Consider the following 21,085-nt stretch of genomic DNA (forward strand, 5'->3'; position numbering starts at 1 on the left):
GAAAAGGAACACAGCCGTGTCATCTAGCACCACCGTAGGAACCGCCGCACGTCCGCTGCGCGTCGCCGTCGTCGGCTCCGGCCCGGCCGGCGTCTACGCAGCTGACATCCTGACCAAGAGCGAGGCCGTCAAGAGCGGCGAGCTGACGGTCAGCATCGACCTCTTCGACCGCTACCCGGCCCCCTACGGCCTGATCCGCTACGGCGTTGCCCCGGACCACCCCCGCATCAAGGGCATCGTGAACGCCCTGCACAAGGTCCTGGACCGCGGCGACATCCGGTTCTTCGGCAACGTTGACTACGGCACTGACATCTCCATCGAAGACCTGCGTACGCACTACGACGCCGTGATCTTCGCCACTGGCGCCATCAAGGACGCGGACCTGAACATTCCGGGCATCGAGCTGGAAGGCTCCTTCGGCGGCGCCGACTTCGTCTCCTGGTACGACGGCCACCCCGACGTTTCCCGCGAATGGCCGCTCGACGCCACCTCCGTGGCCGTGCTCGGCAACGGCAACGTGGCGCTCGACGTTGCCCGGGTCCTCTCCAAGCACGCCGACGACCTGCTGGTCACCGAAATCCCGGACAACGTCTACGCCGGACTCAAGGCTTCCCCGGTCACGGACGTGCACGTCTTCGGCCGTCGCGGTCCCGCGCAGGTGAAGTTCACTCCGCTGGAGCTCCGCGAACTGTCCCACTCCAAGGACGTGGACATCATCCTCTATGCCGAGGACTTCGAGTTCGACGAAGAGTCGGACCGCCAGATCCAGACGAACAACCAGACCAAGACCATGGTGGGTACCCTCACCAACTGGATCGCTGAGCAGCCCGAGGACCTCTCCGAGCTAAAGGCCTCCCGCCGGCTGCACCTGCACTTCCTGCACAGCCCGGTGGAGATCGTGGACTCCGCAGAGACCCCGGGCAAGGTTGCCGCGATCAAGTTCGAGCGCACCGAGCTGGACGGCACCGGCAACGCACGCGGTACCGGCGAGATCGTGGACTACCCGGTCCAGGCCGTGTACCGTGCGATCGGCTACTTCGGTTCCGCACTGCCGGACGTAGAGTTCGACCACCGGCGCGGGGTCGTCGCGAACGACGGCGGCCGCGTGCTGGACGCTTCCGGCGAGCACGTTCCTGGCCTCTACGCAACGGGTTGGATCAAGCGCGGCCCCGTCGGCCTGATCGGCCACACCAAGGGCGACGCCCTGGAGACGGTCACGTACCTCCTCGAAGACCGCGAAAACCTGCCGGTCGCCGCAGTTCCCGAGGCGGACGCCGTCGTCGAGCTCCTGGACACGCGAGGCGTGAAGTTCACCAGCTGGGAAGGCTGGCTGGCACTGGACGCCCACGAGCTCGCCCTGGGCGCCGCTGCTTCCGAGGCCGGCACCTCGCACGGCGTCGAGGTCAAGCGCGAACGCATCAAGGTTGTCCCGCGTGAGGACATGGTGGACATTTCCCGCGACGGCGTGGCGGCACAGGTCTAGGTTCTAGCAACGGGGGCCCACACCCGCAGGGTTCCCTGGCCGAGCTTGCGAGGTTAGGGGGCGAATGGGGAGGGTCACTTAGCGCCCATCCGGAGCATCGGAATGGGCGCTAAGTGACCCCGCGTTGTTCTTTATCGGGGTTAGACTCTCCGCATGGACGTCGTCGTCGTCGAAACGACCCAATTGGGGGACCGCAGCTACCTCGTTCACGACGGCACGGTGGCGCTCGTGATCGACCCCCAGCGTGATACCGACCGCGTCGAAACGGCAGCACGAAACGCCGGTGTGACCATCACGCATGTCGCTGAGACCCACCTCCACAACGACTACCTCACGGGCGGCCGCATCCTTGCCCGTGACCACAACGCCCGCTACTTGGTGAATGCCGAGGACAACGTAACGTTTGAGCGTGAGCCCGTTGTCCCGGGGGAGACCTTCAACGTAGGCAGACTCTCCGTCAAAGCCATAGCGACCCCCGGGCACACGCACACGCACCTGGCCTATGTCGTTTCGGACCATGACGCCGGCACTGGCGTCCGGCAAGCCGTGTTCTCTGGTGGCAGCCTGCTCTACGGTTCTGTGGGCCGGACTGATTTGATTACCCCGGAGGACACCGCCGGGCTGGCCCATGATCAGTACGCCTCGGTCCGGCGGCTCGTGGCTGAGGCAGCAGCGGACGCGATCCTGTACCCCACCCATGGCTTCGGTTCGTTCTGCTCCATCGGTCCCGCGAGCAGGATCCCCGCATCGACGATCGGGGAGCAGGCCGCCACCAACCATGCGCTCACCGACCCGGACGAAGACCACTTTGTCAGGCACCTCCTGGCGAATATCACGGCCTATCCGAGCTACTACGCGCACATGAGTCCACTCAACGCCCTTGGCCCGGGCCCAGCGATGCTCGACGTGCCGGAATCTCTGGAATCCGCGGAACTGGAGCGCAGGCTCGAGGCAGGGGAGTGGGTGGTGGACCTGCGCAACCGGGTCGCCTTCGCGGCGAGCCACCTGCGCGGCAGCGTGGCCTTTGAATACGGGACGGGATCGAGCTTCACAAGCTACCTCGGTTGGGTCCTGCCATGGAATCAGCCGCTGACCCTGCTGGGCGACCGTGACGACGTCGAAAAGGCCATCCGCGATCTCGCAAGGATCGGATTCGACTCCCCGGATGCCGCCGTCGGCGAGGATATTGTTGCTCTGGCGCCAGGCGCGTCCTTGGTGCAGTACCCGGTCACCGACTGGTTGGGGCTGGTGCGCGACCGAACCCCCGGTGAGACGGTGCTGGACGTGCGCCGAACCGAGGAATTTTCCGCCTCCCACGTCCAAGGCGCGGCGAACGTTCCACTGCACGAGCTTTTGCTCCGGCTGGACGAACTGCCGGACTCCAGGATCTGGGTGCATTGCACCTCCGGCTACCGGGCCAGCGTCGCTGCAAGCCTGCTGCATCGTGCCGGCCGCGAAGTGGTGCTCATCGACGCACTCTTCCGCGAGGCAGCCGATGCCGGTGTTGAGTTGACGCGCGCCGCTCCGGCCTAGGTGAGCGGGCGTTGCTCGAAAGCCGGTCATAGGTGAGCGGGCGTTGCTCAAAACCCGGTCATAAGTGAGCGGGCGTTGCTCAAAACCCGGTCATAGGTGAGCGAGCGTCAGCTGTTGATCCATTCCGCGGCGAAGTCCAGGTTGCGGTAGACGCTCGCGACGGCGGCGGCCTCGTCGCGTGCTTCGATGGCGTCGGCGAGTTCGTCGTGGCCTTCGTGCGGGATGCCGTTGAAGCCGGCCTTGCGTTGCTGGCGCAGGAGATCATCGTGGAAGACCCCGCCGAAGGACACATACAACTGGTGCAGCAACGGGTTGCCCGAAGCCAGCGCCACCCGTTCGTGGAAATCCCAATCGGCTCGGGCCCAGGCAGGGTAGTCGGCTGCGAGCCACGCGTCGTGGCGTAGTTGGAGAAGGGCCCGCATGGCGGCGATGTCCTCGGCCGTGGCATGCTTCGTGGCCAGTCGGGCGGCCTGGGTGTCGAGTCCCACCCGGACCTCAACTACGTGCTCCTGCGTATGTTCCTTGTACATGCGTTGGGCTGCGCCGGAGATCTCGCTCGTGGCCCTGACATAGGTGCCGTCACCGCGGCGGACCTCCAACATGCCGCTGTGCGCCAAGGCTTTGATGGCTTCGCGGAGTGTTCCGCGCGAGACTCCGAGCGAGGCCATGAGTTCCGGCTCGGCCGGAATCTTCTCCTGCAGCGGCCACTCTCCGGACTGGATCATGCCGCGCAGTTGCCTGGTGACTTCCTCGGCCAAGGCGGGCCGGTGCGAAGGTGTCAGGCTCATGCCACGGGCCTTGGTCCGGCCTTGATCGGCGTGCGTTTGCTGGTCAGCTGGTGGCAGGTGACCATGAGGGCCAGGGCCGCCACGGCAAGGAGCGAGAGCGGGAGGGTCCAAGCTCCGGTGGCACTGTGGAGCAGGCCCATGCCGAACGGCCCCAACGCCGCGATCAAGTACCCCACGGACTGGGCGACGGTTGACATGGCGGTGGTCTCCGCCGTCGTACGCCCGCTGCGGCTGATGATCACCAGGACCAACGGGAAGATGCCCAGACCGAAACCGAACATTACGGCGGGAACCGAGGCGAACGACGTCGGGAGCAACAGCATCGCGGGGATCGCCAGAAGGGTGGTCCCGCTACCCAGGTACAGAGCCGGCCGCATCATGCCGGGTCGCGAGCCAATGGCCAGGAGGATCATGCCGGCGGCCACCGAAACCAGCTGCATGAGTCCGAACTGCAGGCCGCTCTCGGAGGCGCTCAGTCCTTGGGTTGTCAGGATGTAGGCAAACCAACTCATCACGGCATACGCCAGGAGGGCCTGCCACGTGAAGATGGAAGTGATGAGGAATCCCAACCGGGTGCGCAGGAGGGGCCACATGGATACGCGCTCCTGGTTGGCCTTCCGTGAAGTGCTATGGGTGTGGAGGACCATCGGGAGGAAACCAAGAAGTGCGGCGACGCCAAGGAGGCCCCACGCCGCCAGCCCCATCGACGGCGAGCCCAGTTGCTGGGCCAAGGGGACGCTGACTGCGGCGGCGAAGGTGGCACCGCCGGACATCGTGAACGTGTAAAGGCCGGTCATCAGGGAGGTCTTGCTTGCATAGTGTTCGCGGATGTATGAAGGCATGGCCACGTTGCACACCGCCAGGCCGGACATCGCCAGCACTGTTCCGGCGAGGAGGGCGCCGGTCGCGGGGACGCTGCGGACCAGGAGCCCGGCCGCCAGCATGGCCAGCGCCACGAAGATCGACTTCTCGACGCCGATCCGCCGTGAAAGCCACGAAGTGCCCAATCCTGCAACGGCGAAGCACAGCAAGGGGATGGACGGAAGAATCGACGCGACAAGCGCCCCGTAGCCGAGGAATGCCTGCAGATCGTGGAACAGCGCCGCCGCGCTCGTAATGCCTGCGCGCAGGTTGAGGCCGATCAAGATGACGGCGATGATCCCGACGACGGCGACCACCCGGGATTTCGGCGCCACCGTACCGCCGCTGGTGGGCACAGTTGTTGCTTCCGTTGCGTGGGGAGTCGGGTGAGTTGAGGCCATGATTAAAGGTTAGACGTTTGATGTTTGGCGCGGGAAGTTTTGTGGTGGAAATCTCCCGGTTGAAGTCCGGGCGCTGGTAGTCTCGCAACTGTTGCTGGCCAGGAACACGGTTCTGGGCAGGTTATGAACATTTTTTGGGGGAAGAATGCAGAACTGGCCCTTTACTGTCGTGCTCGCTGCCGTCGGAATTTTTACTCTTGGCGCTTGCGGCGCGCCGTCGTCAGCACCACCTCCGAGCGCCGCCGCACCACCTTCAGCGCCCGCGACGACTCCTTCGCCGCCGTCGCCCACGCCGAGCGTCTCCGCGCCGGACTCTCTCGTCACTGATGCGCTGAAGAATGTGCAATGTGCGGCCGACGCTCACGGCACCTGGTCTTTCTCCGGGACACTGCACAACACCGGAACGGCGTCCGTGAAGTACACGATCGCGATCGCCGTGGGAACGACAAGCAGCGTGGCCGGGCACGCGATGATCGAGAAGGAAGTCGCTGCCGGCGCCAGCACGGAAGTTCGCGCAGCAGAAGTCGCCCAGGCGGCACCTGCCGGCTCCACGTGTGATGCGGTGGTCTCAAAGTGACGGGAAACAGCGCCACCCGGGCTATCCGTGTCTTAGCATCGTTTGTCCTGACCGCCGTTGTCGTGGCCGGGCTCGCGCCGACGGCGGCAACCGCCGTCGCTCTCCCAGCAGTGGAGTCTCCGACTCCGTCTCCCGCCGTTTCAACGTCTCCCGCACCTTCCGAGACCCCCGCCCCTCAGCCGAGCAACGGCACGGCCCCGACTCAGGAACCGACGGGGATGCCAGCGACGACGACTCCAACGGCGCCCTCCTCGGTGCCCGCGCCCGCTCCGACCCGGGACGTAGCGCCCGCGGCCCCGCCGAACCTCGCTCCGACCGCCGTCGACATCGTTCCTACAGGAGCGATCGCGGCCAAATGGCAGCTATTGGGCGGTGCGGCGGGACCATTGGGGGCCGCTACAGCGGACGAATCGTGCGACCAGGATCTCCTTTGCGTTCAGGTGTTTGCCGGCGGACGAATCTATTCCACGGCGCTCACTGGTGCTCACGCTGTGCTGCTCACGGCAGGAAAGACGGGGCCCCAGTGGCACGCAAGCGGACAGCTTTCCGCGTTCGGCTATCCCCTCGGCGAGGAAAAATGCGATAGCAATGGCTGCTATCAGAAGTTCTCCAGTGGTTTGGATATCACGTGGAGCCCCGTCGGCGGTCCTCAGACTGTCTGGACCAAGGGTGGCATCGGTGACTCCCTGTTCCGCTTGTATGGTGGCTACGCCCAAGCGGGGTACCCCACGAGCCCGGAACTATGCGATCTGGTGAACTCCGGGTGCCAGCAGAGCTTCGGGAATCTGAGAATTCTGTGGAGCGCGGCGTCGGGAGCGGCCGGAGTGTGGACACCAGGGGCTATCGGCGCAGCGTATGCTGCGGCCGGAGCTGAATCTGGCTGGCTGGGGTATCCGACAACCCGCGAGACCTGCGGACTCAAGGCCAGTGGCTGTTACCAGATGTATCAGCACGGAGCCGTCATCTGGTCACCGGCCAGCGGGGCACGGACAAGCCACGGCGGCATTCGCTCTGCGTGGGCCAGTGCAGGCTTCGAAAACGGACGGTTTGGCTATCCTGTTTCCGACGAAATCTGCGGCCAGCCAGCATCCGGTTGCCTTCAGCAGTTCCAAAGCGGCGTCATCTACTGGTCGCCGCAGACCGGGGCGAATGGCGTCAACGGCGGCATCCGTTCCCAGTACGACAACATGGGCGGACTGACAGGCGGCTATCTTGGCTATCCCTTGGGGGGCGAGGTGTGCGGCCAGCGCGACGGCGGGTGCTACGAGTGGTTTCAAGGCGGCCTCATCTTCTGGTCGCCGGCCACAGGGGCACAGCCTGTTCGGGGAGCCATCAAAGCCAAGTACGAACAAATGGGCTGGCACCTGAGTTACCTCGGCTATCCGGCGACGCCTGAGACGTGCGTCAACGGTGAATGTGTCCAAGCCTTCCAGGGCGGGTTCCTGACGTGGACGCCGGCCGCTACCCGCGACTACAGGCAAAGTGAGTGCACGGGCTTGAACGACGGCCGAGTGAAATACTCCTCTGGAAACGCCAACCACGTCACCTTGGTATATACCGCCGCCTATGGGCAGTCCTTCGCCGGAGTTGCGTACTGCAAGCGGGTGGCAGGAACGTACGTGGCGGAGTGGACCACGAGCGGTTTTGTGGGCGCCAGTGGGTTCAAGCCACCCGGAGTTCCCTCGGGTCCTACCCGCTACAACTACTCGCCCACCGGCTCGTTCTCTGTCACGGAGGCATTCGGCCTGGGTAATCCGGGGACGGCCCTTCCGTACCGCACGCTGAACCCCGGTTCGCGCTGGGGTGGAAATCCATGGACCGGGAACTACAACACGTACTTCGAATCCAGCTCGTGGGTGGGTTATGACGAGAACATGTGGTATTTCGCTACGCGCCCGCAGCATGATTACCGGCAAGGCGCCGTCATCAACTACAACCGTCCCCCTGATTCTCAGATCGTCCAAGACGCCGGATTTGCCATCTTCCTGCACGAAAACAAAGTGCCTACCGCCGGGTGCATCTCGCTGGACGATTGGGCAGTTGTGGACTTCCTGCAAAAGTCGACCCCTGGGGACAGGATCATCATGGGTGTTGCCGCCGACATCTTCCGCTAGGCTCCGTCGCGGTCCGGTTACGTATCCTCCGGGCGCAGCCGGGCCGCGAAAAACCCTCAGCGCGGGTTGCGCGCTCCCAGCCGTTGCACCGCCAGGGCAAGCCACAACTGCACCCGGTCCGGCGTCTGGGCAGGGTCGTAGCCGGTGAGGTCCGTGATTTGCGCCAAGCGGTAGCGGACCGTATTGCGGTGCAGGGTCAGGGCTTCTGCGACGGCGGCCACTGAACCATTGTGGTTGAGGTAGCTTTCCAGGGTCGAAACGAGCTCCGAGCCGTGCGCGGCGTCGAACTTGCGCAGGGGAGTGAGGGCCTCGCTGGCCATATCGGCCAACGGCACATCCTCGCTCGCGAGCAACAGCGAGGTCAGGCTGAGCCGCTCCGGTTCGTTGACGGGCAGGCCGTGGGCCACGGCGTCGCGCGCTTCGAAGTAACTCCAGCGCACGCCGTTCGGCTTGGTGTACGCGCCGCCGATCCCGATCACCGCATGGATCCCCGCCTCCAGAAGGTGATCGCTGAGGTCCTTCGCGAGCGCGCTCGCGGAACTGCCGTCGTCGGGCACTACCGTCACCAGGTCCTTCCCGACGACGGCGGTCACCCCGCCGTCGAGCGACTGCGGCAGCGAGGTGCTGCCGAGTTGTTTGTGGTGGGCTGCGGAGACCACCAGCAGCACCACGTTCTTGCGTGTGCTGTTGATTCCGACGCCGGCCAGGCGGCGGGCGCCCTCCACCGTGTCCAGCGTTCCGTGGATGACGTCGTCCAGCACCTGGCCCGCCAAGGCCCGCTGGCTCTGGCGCTGCTTGACCATGTTGTTGAGTTCCACGCTGATCAGGTTTTGCGCATAACTGACAATCCCGGTGTCGCCGAAGGGCTGCTTGATCCATAGGGTGCAGGCGTCGCGGCGGCCTGTCGGGATGGGGAAGGACGCCCAGTCGTCAGCCGTCGGTGCGGGGTTGCCGGCCACGCTGTTGTAGAGCTGGGCGCTGAACTGCGTGAGCGCGATGTCGGTCCGGAGCATGCTGCCCAACTGCTTGAGCAGCTCGCCGAGTCCGCCACCGGTCAGCAAGGCCCGGGCCAGGATCTGGTGGCCGGCGATGAGTCGCTCCAGTTTCGAGTAGTGGTCAGCAGATTGGGAGTCGGCCACGAGTTTGCCGATGGCGATGAAAGGGGTCTCGTACGGGACTTCGACGAGGGGCAGGCCCCAGCGGTTCGCTTCCGCAATGAGGGCAGGGGGCATGGCCTCGTGGGTCAGCCCGGTGCCGAAGCCGATGCCGACGGCTCCCGCGCGCTGGACCTGGCGCACGAAGCGGCGCTGTTCCGCGGCCCCGTTGAGCCTGAGGCCGGTGGTCAGGATCAGCTCGCCGCCGTTGAGGAAGCGTTGGGGATCCTCCTGCTCGGTCACGGCCACCCAACGGATATCTTCGTTCCAGGTGGTTTCCGCGAGGCCGGCTTTACGGAGCCGAAGAGAGGGGACGGCGACGAGCGCGGCGAGTGACATTGCCATGCCAAAAAGGATATCCCGGCACTGGTCATTCGCACTAAGTCGAGGTGGTCGGGGTGTGCACCTGACTATTCCGCGCTGCGGGGTGCTGGCATAGGCTCGGAGCAGCTGCAACCAATGCCTAGACACCGAAAGAGGTTGTACACCGTGGTCCAAACCTTGCAGAACTTCATCAACGGCGAGTTCGTCACGCCGGCAGGCACCGAACTGCTCGACATCGTGAACCCCACCAACGGGGAGATTGTCGCCCAGGCGCCTGTCTCTACGGCGGCCGACGTCGATGCGGCCATGAACGCGGCGAAGGAAGCCTTCAAGTCCTGGAAGCACGTCACGCCCGGCCAGCGCCAGCTCATGCTGCTCAAGCTCGCTGACGCCATCGAGGCCAACAGCGACGAGCTCGTTGAGGCACAGCACCGCAACACCGGCCAGGTCCGCGCCCTCATCGCATCCGAGGAAGTTGCCGCTGGTGCAGACCAGCTCCGCTTCTTCGCCGGGGCTGCGCGCATCATGGAAGGCAAGTCCGCTGGCGAGTACTTCGAGGGCCACACCTCCTACGTCCGCCGCGAACCGATCGGCGTCGTGGCCCAGGTTGCACCGTGGAACTACCCGTTCCTCATGGGCATCTGGAAGATCGGCCCCGCCCTCGCAGCAGGCAACACCGTTGTTCTCAAGCCCTCCGACACCACTCCGGAATCCACCTTGGTCCTGGCCCGCCTCGCGGGGGAGATCTTCCCGGCCGGCGTCCTCAACGTGGTCCTCGGCAACGCGGCCACCGGCTCGATGATGGTCGAGCACAAGGTCCCTGGCCTGGTCTCGATCACAGGTTCCGTACGTGCCGGTATTGCCGTCGCGAGTGGGGCGGCCAAGGGACTCAAGCGCGCCCACCTGGAGCTCGGCGGCAAAGCCCCGGCCATCGTCTTCAAGGATGCCGACATCAAGAAGAGCGCAGCGGCCATTGCCGAATTCGCCTTCTTCAACGCCGGCCAGGACTGCACGGCCATCACCCGCGTGCTGATCGAGGACTCCATCCACGACGACGTGGTTGCCGCAATGGTGGAGCACACCAAGACGCTGCACACCGGTTCGCAGAACGACGAGGAAAACTACTTCGGCCCGCTCAACAACGTGAACCACTTCAACGCCGTGAACTCGGTGGTGGAGCACCTGCCGGCCAACTGCAAGATCGAAACGGGCGGCCACCGTGCCGGTGACAAGGGCTTCTTCTTCGAGCCCACCATCATCACCGGCGCCAAGCAGAGCGACGACGTCGTCCAGAAGGAAACCTTCGGACCCGTCATCACCGTCCAGAAGTTCACCACCGAAGCCGAGGCACTCGAGCTGGCCAACGACGTCGAATACGCCCTGGCATCCAGCGTCTGGACCACGGACCACGGCACCGCCATGCGGATGAGCCGCGACCTGGACTTCGGTGCGGTCTGGATCAACACCCACATCCTGCTGACCGCTGAGATGCCCCACGGCGGCTTCAAGCAGTCCGGTTACGGCAAGGACCTGTCCATGTACGGCGTCGAGGACTACACGCGCATCAAGCACGTCATGTCCGCCCTTGATGCCTAATCCCCACCGGCACCCTAACCTCGCTCCGCTTCGGCCAGGGAACCCTGCCGGCGTGGCCCCACGGCACCCTAACCTCGCTCCGCTTCGGCCAGGGAACCCTGCCGGCGTGGCCCCACGGCACCCTAAACACGGCAAGCATAGAAAGAAAGAACCATCATGACCGCAACAGCACATGAAATCACTTACCGCCTGGACCAGAAGCGCAGCATCAACGGTGCCTTCCCCGGCCCCAAGTCCCAGGCCCTGAACGAGCGCCGCGCGGCCGTCGTCGCGGCCGGTGTGTCCTCGGGCGTGCCGGTTTACGTTGAGGACGCCGACGGCGGCATCATCCGCGACGTCGACGGCAACTCCTTCATCGACCTCGGCTCGGGCATCGCGGTGACCAGCGTGGGCGCCTCGGACCCCGCCGTCGTCGCCGCCGTCCAGGACGCTGCAGCGCACTTCACCCACACCTGTTTCATGGTCACGCCGTACGAGGGCTATGTCGCCGTCGCCGAGCAGCTGAACCGCCTCACCCCGGGCGACCACGAGAAGCGCACCGTGCTTTTCAACTCCGGTGCCGAAGCAGTGGAGAACGCCGTCAAGGTGGCACGCCTGGCAACCGGCCGTGACGCCGTCGTCGCTTTCGACCACGCCTACCACGGCCGCACCAACCTGACCATGGCACTCACCGCCAAGGCCATGCCGTACAAGACCAACTTCGGCCCGTTCGCGCCCGAGGTCTACCGCATGCCGATGAGCTACCCGTTCCGCGAGGAAAACCCGGAGATCACCGGTGCCGAGGCCGCCAAGCGCGCCATCACCATGATCGAGAAGCAGATCGGCGGCGAGCAGGTTGCCGCGATCATCATCGAACCGATCCAGGGCGAGGGCGGCTTCATTGTTCCCGCTGAGGGCTTCCTGCCGGCACTGTCCGCATGGGCCAAGGACAAGGGCATCGTCTTCATTGCCGACGAGGTCCAGTCCGGTTTCTGCCGCACGGGTGAATGGTTCGCCGTCAACCACGAGGGTGTTGTCCCGGACATCATCACCATGGCCAAGGGCATTGCCGGCGGCCTCCCGCTGTCCGCGATCACCGGCCGCGCAGACCTGCTCGACGCCGTCCACCCGGGCGGCCTCGGCGGCACCTACGGTGGCAACCCGGTTGCTTGTGCTGCAGCTCTTGCAGCGATCGGCACCATGGAACAGCACGACCTCAACGCCCGCGCCCGCCACATCGAGGAAGTCGCACTCGGCCGCTTGCTTGAGCTTGCTGCTGAAGTTCCCGCGATCGGCGACGTCCGTGGACGAGGTGCGATGCTGGCGATCGAACTGGTCCAGGCCGGTTCCAAGGAACCGAATGCGGAACTGACCAAGGCTGTTGCCGCCGCGTGCCTCCAAGAAGGCGTCATCATCCTGACCTGCGGTACCTACGGCAACGTGATCCGTCTGCTGCCGCCGCTTGTCATCAGCGACGAGCTGCTCCTGGACGGCCTCGAGGTCCTGGCAGCGGCCATCAAGGCCAACGCTTAGCCACAACCTCCAGGTGGACATGCCCACCTCTGCGCACCAAGGATGGACATAGTGTGACTATGTCCATCCTTGGCGTTTAACGGGGGGCATGTCCCCGGTGGGTGCGGGCGTGGGAAGCTGTTTAGGCCGCCCTGAGCCGTGCGCTTTTCCTGATGACCGAGTTCTTGCGTGCCGTACGCAGCATGTCGAGGGTCAGGAGCAGCAGCGCCAGCCACACGATTCCGAAGCCCACCCAGCGGTCTGGTGTCATGGTCTCGTGAAGGACCGCCAAAGCCACGACGAACTGGAGGACAGGCGCGAAGTATTGCAGGAGGCCGATGGTGGTCATGGGCAAGCGGCGCGCGGAGGCACCGAAGAATAGGAGCGGCACGGCGGTGATAATGCCCGAAGCCGCCAGCAACCAGAAGTGGCCCGGGCCGTTGCTGCCCAGAGTCCCGGCTCCCGTGAGGCCGAGGACGATCATGGTGGCGCCGGCGATCGGCGCGAGGACCACGGTTTCCACGGTGAGGCTCGTGATGGCGTTGACCTTGGGTCCTACGCGTTTCTTCACGAAGCCGTAGAGTCCAAAGCTGAACGCCAGGACCAAAGCGATCCACGGCAGCTTGCCATAGGAAACCGTCAAAACGCCGACGGCGATGAAGCCGATCACGACGGCGGCCCACTGGAGCGCGCGAAGCGTTTCCTTCAGGACGAACACCCCAAGGAGTACAGACACGAGCGGGTTGATGAAGTAGCCGAGCGAAGCTTCGACCGCGTGCCCGGTGGTGACGCCGAAGGTGTAGGTCAGCCAGTTGATGGCGATCAGCCCGGCGGCAATGGCGAGCGGTCCAAGGACGCCCCGGTCCCTGAAGGCATTGCCGAGGAGGCGCCATGTCCGGGTGATGGTGATGAGCAGGGCGCAGAAAATGAGCGACCAAACCACTCGGTTGGCGACGATTTCCACGGCTCCGGCGGGTTGCAACACCACGAAGTAGAGCGGGAGCAGCCCCCACAGACCGTACGCCCCGATACCGAACACGACACCCGCCGTCGTCTCCTTCTTTGCCATGGCAGCGGCGGCGGAAGCTGCAGCCGAAGCATTCGGCGCGGTGTTGGCGGACTGGGCAGGCACGGTTTGCTCGGGCGTAGACACAAAGTCAACAACATCACATTTTGCGAGGGTATTCCTGACCGTACGGCCGGAAAGTTAGTGTGAGCTTCCTGGCCCAGTTGCGTCACCTCCCGCCACGTACTGACACTCCGGCCACAAGTGAGAACTAGAATTGGAAACTGCGCGCCCCACCACGCGGGGCGGATTCCTGTCTCAGAAGGGTTCACGGTGTCCAACTCGGCCGAAACCACCTCAAAACGTCCACTGCGCGTCGCTATTGTCGGCGCAGGACCGGCCGGCGTGTACGCCGCGGATATCCTGACCAAATCGAACGAGGTCAAGGACGGCGACGTCGAGGTCAGCATTGACCTTTTCGAGGCATACCCCGCGCCGTACGGCCTGATCCGCTATGGCGTGGCGCCGGACCACCCCCGCATCAAGGGCATTGTCAACGCGCTCCACAAGGTACTGGACCGCGGAGACATCCGCTTCCTCGGCAACGTGACGTACGGCCGCGACCTCACGCTGCATGACTTCCGCTCCTTCTACGACGCGGTGATCTTCTCTACCGGCGCCATCAAGGACGCTGACCTGAACATCCCGGGCATCGAGCTGGAAGGCTCCTTCGGCGGAGCCGACTTCGTCTCCTGGTATGACGGACACCCCGACGTGCCCCGTGAATGGCCGCTGGATGCCAAGGAAGTAGCGGTCATCGGCAACGGCAACGTCGCGCTCGACGTGGCCCGCATGCTCTCCAAGCACGCAGATGACCTCCTGGTGACCGAAATCCCGGACAACGTCTACGCCGCCCTCAAGGCCTCTCCGGTCACCGACGTCCACGTCTTCGGACGCCGTGGCCCCGCCCAGATCAAGTTCACTCCGCTGGAACTGCGCGAGCTCTCGCACTCCAACGACGTCGACATTGTGCTCTACCCGGAAGACTTCGAGTTTGACGAAGCCTCAGACGAGGCCATCCGCAGCAACAACCAGATCAAGACCATGGTCAACACGCTGACCAACTGGCTCGTCGAGGAACATGCCGAAGCCGAGCAGCCGTCGTCCCGCCGATTGCACCTGCATTTCCTGCACAGCCCGGTGGAGATCGTTTCCGAGGACGGCTCCGGGAAAGTCTCCAGCATCAAGTTCGAGCGCATGCAACTGGACGGCACCGGCAACGTCAAAGGCACCGGCGAGTTCGTGGACTACCCGATCCAGGCCGTCTACCGTGCCATCGGCTACCACGGTTCCCCGCTGGACGAACTTGAGTACGACGCCCGCCGCGGCGTCATTCCGAACGACGGCGGACGGGTGCTGGGCGCCGACGGCAAACCGGTACCCGGTATCTACGCCACGGGCTGGATCAAGCGCGGACCTGTCGGCCTGATCGGGCACACCAAGGGCGACGCGCTGGAGACCATTGGCTGCCTCCTGGAGGACCGCCTCACGCTGCCCCCGGCCGAAAACCCAGACCCGCAGGCCATCATCAACCTCCTGGAAGAGCGGGGCATCGAGTACACCACGTGGGAAGGCTGGAACAAGCTCGATGCGCACGAAGTAGCCCTCGGCGCCGAATGGACCGCAGAAAACCCGAAGGCCGGCGTCGTACGCGAACGCATCAAGGTGGTTCCGCGCGAGGACATGATCGAGGTCTCTCGCGCGTAACGGCAGCGGTTCGAGCCTCGGCCCGCAGCGGTCCGCGCCCTGAGCCTAGCGGCTCGGGACTAACTCCCTCGTCCGCCGGAGGCCTAAAATGAGCCATGGATGAGGAGCTCCGCTGGACTGACGCCGTCGGGCAGGCAGAACTGGTGCGGAGCGGTGCGATTTCGCCGGGCGAACTGCTCGACGCCGGCCGGGATCGTATCCGGCAGATCGATCCGGTCCTGCATTGCATCGTCGCGCACTTGGAACCCGGGACAGAAGGCCCGGCTTCTGACGCGCCGTTTCCCGGGGTTCCCTTCCTGGTGAAGGACCTGTCCCTCGAGATCGCCGGAGCGCGCTTCAACGAAGGCTCCCGCTGGTTGAAGGACAACGTCTCAAGCCAGGACCAGGAGCTTGCGCGGCGGTACCGCAAAGCCGGACTTGCGATCCTCGGGAAGACCAACACTCCGGAATTCGGGCTCAGCCCCCACTGCGAGCCGGCCTTGCATGGTGCCACCCGAAACCCTTGGGACCTGGCGCTTTCCACGAGCGGCTCCAGCGGCGGGTCCGCCGCCGCCGTCGCCTCCGGAATGGTCCCCATGGCGCACGGAAACGATCTTGGCGGATCCCTGCGCTACCCGGCTGCTTGGTGCGGGGTTTTCGGGTTCAAGCCGACGCGCGGACGGGTTCCCATGGGCCCCGAGTACGGCGACGTGGCCGGGGGCTTCGCGGTGGAACACGCGCTGACGCGGAGCGTGCGCGATTCGGCGGCTCTCCTTGACGCCACAGCCGGGTCATCTCCAGGTGACCCATACTGGGCGCCGCCCCAGGCCCGGCCCTTCCTGCTTGAGGCCGGCACTGTTCCTGGAAAGCTCCGCATCGCCGCAACCGCGACTCCCAACTCGGGGCAACAAGTGCATACGGACTACGTGCGGGTGTTCGAGGAAACCGTGGAATTGCTCGCCGGGCTGGGCCACAGCGTCACCGAAGCGCACCCCGAGGGCCTGGGACGGGCCGGACACCGGGCGGTCAGGGCTGTCTATGGTGGCGCGATCGCGTGGATAGAGGCGTACTGGACGCAGCGGATGGGCAGGCCGCCGGAAGCCGGTGAGATCGAGCCGTTCACCGCGGCCGACTTCGAGCGCTCGCGGGCTGTGACAGGCGGCCAGTACCTCCTCGGCATGGAGGAATTGCAGCGCTTCAGCCGCCGCCTGGCTGGATTCTTCGAGGAATTCGACGTCTGGATGACACCCACGGTCGGCTGGCCCCCGTTTCCTCTGGGAACGCTGCGAGGCACCGAGGAAGAACCGTTGCGCGGCGAGCGCGAAGCCGGCCGCTTCCTCATGTTCGACGGCGAGTACGCGAACATCTCGGGCAACCCGGCCATGTCGGTGCCACTCGGAGTCGACTCGACCGGCCTGCCGGTGGGCATGTCCTTCCTTGGCCGTTTCGGGGACGAGGCCACACTCTTTCGCCTGGCGGGCCAGCTTGAGAAAGCCGCACCTTGGGCGGACCGCAAACCTGAAGCCCTCGCCCGGGCCTTGGCTGCACCGCTCTGAAGCTGAAGCAAGACAGGAGAGAAGCAATGTTCATGGGCGTCTACCATTTCGACGGGGATCCCGCTCAACTGCTGGAAGGTCACAAGCGCATGGTGGGGCTCCTGCCACCCGGTGCATTGAAGATCCATGTATGCCTATCCACCGCGGGTGGCATTTCGGTCTACGACACCTGTCCGGACAGGGCAACGTTTGACCGCTTCAGCCGTGGCCACAGTTTCGCGGAGCTCGTCGCGGAAGTCGGCCTGCCCGTCCCCCGGATCGAAGCGTTGGGCGACGTCGAGTCGTACGAATTCCCCCCGGAGTAAGCGGCGTCGAACCAGCGGCGTCTCGCCATAGGCAAACTCCTGCGTCGCAACTAGACTGGCCTGTACTGTGCTGCGTCCGGTTTTGGGAGTTCGATGAAGAATCCGATCCATCCGGCAGCTTCGGTCAACGACGTCGCCGAGCTGTTGCAGCGCCATGCCCGCGCTGGACATGAGCAAATTGATACGTGGCGCTATGGGCTTCCCGAGGCCACGGAGCTTCCTGGTTTGCGCCGCCTGATCAAGGAATCCTGGCAGCGATCCGCGCAGCTCAAGGCAAACCCGGACCAGCCCGAGGCTCCCGTGGCCATGGATCTCGACGAGCTTGAGGAATACCGCCGGCAACACCCGCTGGCCACCATCATGCCCGTCATCCAGAAGCTCCTCATCCAGCCCAGCTATGAGAGCGGGCTGTTGGTCGCCGTGGGGGACGAGCTCGGCCGACTGCTGTGGGTGGACGGAAATCCCGCGATGCGGCGCCGCGCCGAAGGGATGATGTTCGTGGCAGGCGCGGATTGGTCCGAAGCCGCGGTCGGCACGAGTGCGCCCGGCACGGCGCTCGCCTTGGGCCGCGGCATCCAGATCTCCGGCGCCGAGCACTACAAACGCTCCGTCCACCCGTGGAGCTGCACGGCGGTGCCCTTCCACGACCCTGACTCCGGAGCCCTCCTTGGGGTCGTCGACATCACCGGCACGGAAGCCGCCGTCGCACCCCACACGCTTTCGCTTGTCGAAGCGACGGTGGCCGCGGCGCAGGCCCAATTGCGCGTGGAAAGGCTACAGCTCGCGGCGACCAAGCGCTCAACGCCAGCCCGACGCCGAAACTCGTCTTCTGCTGGTGGCTCGCCGCAAGGCACGGGCCTGTACCGGAACAGCCTCCAGCTATTGGGCAGAGACCAGGCGCTCTTGAGCATAGGAGGGCGCAGTATTCCGCTTTCCGCAAGGCACAGCGAGATTCTGGCGTTGCTGGGTACCCGTCCCGAGGGGCTCAGTGCCGAGGAGCTCGCCTTGGCCCTGTATCCGGGCGATGGATTCACTGTCACTCTCCGGGCCGAAATGGTGCGCCTGCGCAAGGTACTCCACGAGATCGACCCCGCTGCGGTCCCGGAATCGCGCCCGTACCGGCTCCCGATCGACCTCGGTCAGGATGCTGCCCAGGTTCTTTCCTGCCTGCAGCGGGGCGCCCACCGCATCGCCTTGGAGATCTACAAAGGCGCCGTCCTTCCGCATTCGGAAGCGCCCGGTATTATTGAGCTCCGCGAGAAGGTCTCGGCGCTCTTGCGCGAGGCTGTCCTCAACGACGGCAGTGCCGAGGCGCTGCTCAAGTACGCGGGCCTACCCGAGGCGAAGAACGACGTCGACGTCCGGCTTGCCGCCCTCAAGCTCCTGCCGCCGCGCTCGCCCAAGCGGGCCGCCGTCGTCGCCGAGCTTGAACGCCTGGAAAGCGAACTGTCGGCCTGACGCGGGCCCCTCGTGTGGCACTCGGGAAATACGGAGTTTTGGCCCGTATCGTAGAACCGAGCCGAACGAAAGAAGCTTTCTCCGTGTTGAACAAACGCCTCGCCGTTGCCCTGACCGTGTCCGGACTCCTTGCCGGAGCCACAGCCTGCGGGGCACCCGCCCAGACGGCGCCCGCATCGGCAACGCCTTCGGCTTCGGCCGCAACGGCTGCCGCCGCCGGTTGGGAACTCGATCCAGCCGCGGGGGCACAGAGAATCAAGGCCGCAGGCCTGGATATCCTGACCGCCGAAGGCACGGCCGAGCACTATCACGCCCATGTGGACGTCCTTGTTGATGGCAAAGCCGTCACGGTCCCGGCGGAGATCGGCTTCAGTTTCGGGGCCGACGGTCAGCCCAACGGAATCTCCGCGCTTCACACCCACGACACATCCGGCGTCATCCACATCGAAGCGCCCACGGCCGGCCTGAAGTACACGCTGGGCCAGGTGCTCAGCGAATGGGGAGTTCTCGACGGCAAGGACGCCACCGGAGCACCGCACGGCGGGACCGGTGGATGGACCGCCTACGTGAACGGCGCAAAGCAGACTGCGCCGGTGTCTGACGTAGTTCTCAAGGCCCACGACGAGGTAGTGCTCTCCTACGGTGCCGCACCCTCACCGGTTCCCAGTTCCTACAATTTCCCTGCGGGTCTCTAGCTTCCCCGTTACGACAGGTGAGAACCGCCCCGAAGTGATCTGAACCACAACGTTGCAACCTGCTTGCAACCTCCCCGCTCCTACGCTGAAGCCATAGCAAGGCCACCATCATGCGGAGCAAAGGAGCTAGCAATGACTGTTTATGCACAGCCGGGTGCCGAGGGTTCGAAGGTCACGTTCAAGGACCGTTACGAGAATTGGATCGGCGGCGAGTGGGTTGCCCCGGTCAAGGGGCAGTACTTCGAGAACATCACTCCGGTCACCGGGAAGGCCTTCTGCAAGGTTGCCCGGGGCACGGCCGAGGACATTGAGCTGGCACTAGACGCCGCCCACAAGATCGCGCCGTCCTGGGGCAAGACCTCCGTTGCCGAGCGCGCCGCCATCCTGAACAAAATCGCCGACCGGATCGACGAGAACCTCGAAATGTTGGCCGTCGCCGAGTCCTGGGACAACGGCAAGCCGATCCGCGAAACCCTTAATGCGGACATCCCGCTCGCGGCGGACCACTTCCGCTACTTCGCCTCCGCCGTGCGCGCCCAGGAAGGCCGGCTGTCCCAGCTGGACGAGGACACCACCGCCTACCACTACCACGAACCGCTCGGTGTGGTGGGTCAGATCATCCCGTGGAACTTCCCCATCCTGATGGCAGTCTGGAAGCTCGCCCCGGCACTGGCTGCCGGCAACGCCGTGGTCCTCAAGCCCGCCGAGCAGACGCCGTCCTCCATCCTGGTCCTCATGGAGCTCATCGGTGACCTGCTGCCGGCCGGCGTACTCAACGTGGTCAACGGCTTCGGCGTCGAGGCAGGCAAGCCCCTGGCGTCCAGCCCGCGGATCCGCAAGATCGCCTTCACCGGCGAGACCACCACGGGCCGGCTGATCAGCCAGTACGCGTCCCAGAACCTGATTCCGGTGACGCTGGAGCTCGGTGGCAAGAGCCCGAACATCTTCTTCGAAGACGTCGCCGCGCAGAACGATGCGTTCTACGACAAGGCCCAGGAAGGCTTCACGCTCTTCGCCTTCAACCAGGGTGAAGTCTGCACCTGCCCCTCCCGCGCTTTGGTCCAGGAAGGTATCTACGACTCCTTCATGGCGGACGCCGTTGCCCGGACCAACAAGATCATCCAGGGCAACCCGCTGGATACCGACACCCAGATCGGTGCCCAGGCCTCCAACGACCAGCTGGAGAAGATCCTCTCCTACATCGACATCGGAAAGCAGGAAGGCGCCAAGGTCCTCACCGGCGGCGCCCGCGCACAGCTCGACGGCGACCTGGCCGGCGGCTACTACGTCCAGCCGACCATCTTCGAAGGCCACAACCGGATGCGGATCTTCCAGGAGGAGATCTTCGGCCCCGTGGTGTCCGTGACGAAGTTCAGCGACTACAACGACGCCATCGGCATCGCCAACGACACCCTCTACGGGCTCGGCGCCGGTGTCTGGTCGCGCAACGGCAACGTCGCTTACCGGGCAGGACGGGAAATCCAGGCCGGCCGTGTCTGGGTCAACAACTACCACGCGTACCCGGCCGGCGCCGCGTTCGGCGGCTACAAGTCCTCCGGCATCGGCCGCGAGAACCACGCCATGATGCTGGACCACTACCAGCAGACCAAGAACCTGCTGGTCAGCTACAACGAGAACAAGCTCGGCTTCTTCTAGGCCGCACTTGACCTGGTGGGGAGGGATCGGCACAGATCCCTCCCCACCGGCCCTCCTGGCCACCCCTCAGGAAAGCAGCAGCACCGCCGGAACAACACTTTAACGACGCAAGGATTTCGCCAATGACGACGACAATGCAAGCAGCCGTAGTAACTGAATTCGGTAAAGACCTTCAGATCCAGTCCCTTCCGGTTCCTGTTCCAGGCCGGGGCGAAGCGCTGGTCAAGGTCATGACCACCGGGGTCTGCCACACGGACCTGCACGCCGCGGAGGGCGACTGGCCGGTCAAGCCCTCGCCGCCGTTCGTGCCCGGCCATGAAGGCGTGGGCGAAGTGGTGGCC

At 65.0% G+C, this 21,085-nt stretch carries 18 protein-coding genes; 14 read left to right on the forward strand and 4 right to left on the reverse strand.

Annotation, left to right across the window (positions count from 1 at the left end):
* Nucleotides 1-16 precede the first annotated feature (16 nt).
* Nucleotides 17-1,483 carry an FAD-dependent oxidoreductase gene (locus tag AB4074_RS12300; protein ID WP_441413620.1) on the forward strand — a complete coding sequence of 489 codons (1,467 nt, stop codon included), beginning with the start codon at nt 17-19 and terminating at the stop codon, nt 1,481-1,483.
* Nucleotides 1,484-1,636: 153 nt separating this feature from the next.
* Nucleotides 1,637-3,016, forward strand: coding sequence for an MBL fold metallo-hydrolase (locus AB4074_RS12305; protein WP_441413621.1), 1,380 nt, complete (start codon nt 1,637-1,639; stop codon nt 3,014-3,016).
* Between the two features lie 107 nt (nt 3,017-3,123).
* Here the strand turns inward: AB4074_RS12305 and AB4074_RS12310 are convergent, their stop codons facing one another.
* Both AB4074_RS12310 and AB4074_RS12315 read right to left on the reverse strand, forming a co-directional pair.
* Nucleotides 3,124-3,804, reverse strand: a complete 681-nt coding sequence (locus AB4074_RS12310) for a FadR/GntR family transcriptional regulator (protein WP_441413622.1) — start codon at nt 3,802-3,804, stop codon at nt 3,124-3,126.
* The gene (locus AB4074_RS12315; protein ID WP_441413623.1) at nt 3,801-5,066 is read right to left on the reverse strand and encodes an MFS transporter; all 1,266 of its coding nucleotides are present in this window, start codon (nt 5,064-5,066) and stop codon (nt 3,801-3,803) included. The genes AB4074_RS12310 and AB4074_RS12315 overlap by 4 nt, the downstream gene beginning before the upstream one ends.
* 204 nt (nt 5,067-5,270) lie before the next feature.
* Between AB4074_RS12315 and AB4074_RS12320 the strand changes: the two genes are divergently transcribed.
* The 3 genes from AB4074_RS12320 to AB4074_RS12330 all read left to right on the forward strand — a co-directional run bounded on the left by AB4074_RS12320 (nt 5,271) and on the right by AB4074_RS12330 (nt 7,757).
* The gene (locus AB4074_RS12320) at nt 5,271-5,393 is read left to right on the forward strand and encodes a hypothetical protein (RefSeq protein WP_441413624.1); all 123 of its coding nucleotides are present in this window, start codon (nt 5,271-5,273) and stop codon (nt 5,391-5,393) included.
* An 85-nt stretch (nt 5,394-5,478) separates the two neighbouring features.
* Entirely contained in the window at nt 5,479-5,643 is a 165-nt protein-coding gene (locus AB4074_RS12325; protein ID WP_236812416.1) for a hypothetical protein, read from the forward strand.
* A gap of 218 nt (nt 5,644-5,861) precedes the next feature.
* On the forward strand, nt 5,862-7,757 hold the full coding sequence (locus AB4074_RS12330) for a hypothetical protein (RefSeq protein WP_441413625.1): 1,896 nt from the start codon (nt 5,862-5,864) through the stop codon (nt 7,755-7,757).
* Nucleotides 7,758-7,813: 56 nt separating this feature from the next.
* On the opposite strand, the gene AB4074_RS12335 is transcribed toward AB4074_RS12330, so the two are convergent.
* Nucleotides 7,814-9,256, reverse strand: a complete 1,443-nt coding sequence (locus tag AB4074_RS12335; RefSeq protein WP_441413626.1) for a PucR family transcriptional regulator — start codon at nt 9,254-9,256, stop codon at nt 7,814-7,816.
* Nucleotides 9,257-9,400: 144 nt separating this feature from the next.
* Between AB4074_RS12335 and AB4074_RS12340 the strand changes: the two genes are divergently transcribed.
* Entirely contained in the window at nt 9,401-10,831 is a 1,431-nt protein-coding gene (locus AB4074_RS12340) for a gamma-aminobutyraldehyde dehydrogenase (RefSeq protein ID WP_441413627.1), read from the forward strand.
* Between the two features lie 156 nt (nt 10,832-10,987).
* Complete coding sequence (gabT, locus tag AB4074_RS12345; RefSeq protein ID WP_441413628.1) at nt 10,988-12,343, forward strand: 4-aminobutyrate--2-oxoglutarate transaminase; 1,356 nt, start codon at nt 10,988-10,990, stop codon at nt 12,341-12,343.
* Between the two features lie 121 nt (nt 12,344-12,464).
* On the opposite strand, the gene rarD is transcribed toward gabT, so the two are convergent.
* On the reverse strand, nt 12,465-13,391 hold the full coding sequence (rarD, locus tag AB4074_RS12350; protein ID WP_441413639.1) for an EamA family transporter RarD: 927 nt from the start codon (nt 13,389-13,391) through the stop codon (nt 12,465-12,467).
* Between the two features lie 270 nt (nt 13,392-13,661).
* Between rarD and AB4074_RS12355 the strand changes: the two genes are divergently transcribed.
* From AB4074_RS12355 to AB4074_RS12385, 7 genes are all read left to right on the forward strand, one after another.
* A complete protein-coding gene (locus AB4074_RS12355; protein WP_441413629.1) occupies nt 13,662-15,095 on the forward strand; it encodes an FAD-dependent oxidoreductase in 1,434 nt (477 codons plus the stop codon).
* A gap of 95 nt (nt 15,096-15,190) precedes the next feature.
* The gene (locus AB4074_RS12360) at nt 15,191-16,630 is read left to right on the forward strand and encodes an amidase (protein WP_441413630.1); all 1,440 of its coding nucleotides are present in this window, start codon (nt 15,191-15,193) and stop codon (nt 16,628-16,630) included.
* Between the two features lie 26 nt (nt 16,631-16,656).
* Complete coding sequence (locus AB4074_RS12365) at nt 16,657-16,935, forward strand: hypothetical protein (RefSeq protein ID WP_441413631.1); 279 nt, start codon at nt 16,657-16,659, stop codon at nt 16,933-16,935.
* Nucleotides 16,936-17,028: 93 nt separating this feature from the next.
* Nucleotides 17,029-18,393, forward strand: a complete 1,365-nt coding sequence (locus AB4074_RS12370) for a GAF domain-containing protein (RefSeq protein WP_441413632.1) — start codon at nt 17,029-17,031, stop codon at nt 18,391-18,393.
* 83 nt (nt 18,394-18,476) lie between these two features.
* Nucleotides 18,477-19,088 carry a hypothetical protein gene (locus AB4074_RS12375; protein ID WP_441413633.1) on the forward strand — a complete coding sequence of 204 codons (612 nt, stop codon included), beginning with the start codon at nt 18,477-18,479 and terminating at the stop codon, nt 19,086-19,088.
* Between the two features lie 132 nt (nt 19,089-19,220).
* Complete coding sequence (gene exaC / locus AB4074_RS12380) at nt 19,221-20,744, forward strand: acetaldehyde dehydrogenase ExaC (RefSeq protein WP_441413634.1); 1,524 nt, start codon at nt 19,221-19,223, stop codon at nt 20,742-20,744.
* A 122-nt stretch (nt 20,745-20,866) separates the two neighbouring features.
* The coding region (locus AB4074_RS12385) for an alcohol dehydrogenase catalytic domain-containing protein (protein WP_441413635.1) at nt 20,867-21,085 on the forward strand (219 nt) is incomplete at its 3' end.

The sequence above is a fragment of the Arthrobacter sp. 2MCAF14 genome (genome assembly GCF_052115645.1).
Taxonomy (GTDB): domain Bacteria; phylum Actinomycetota; class Actinomycetes; order Actinomycetales; family Micrococcaceae; genus Arthrobacter.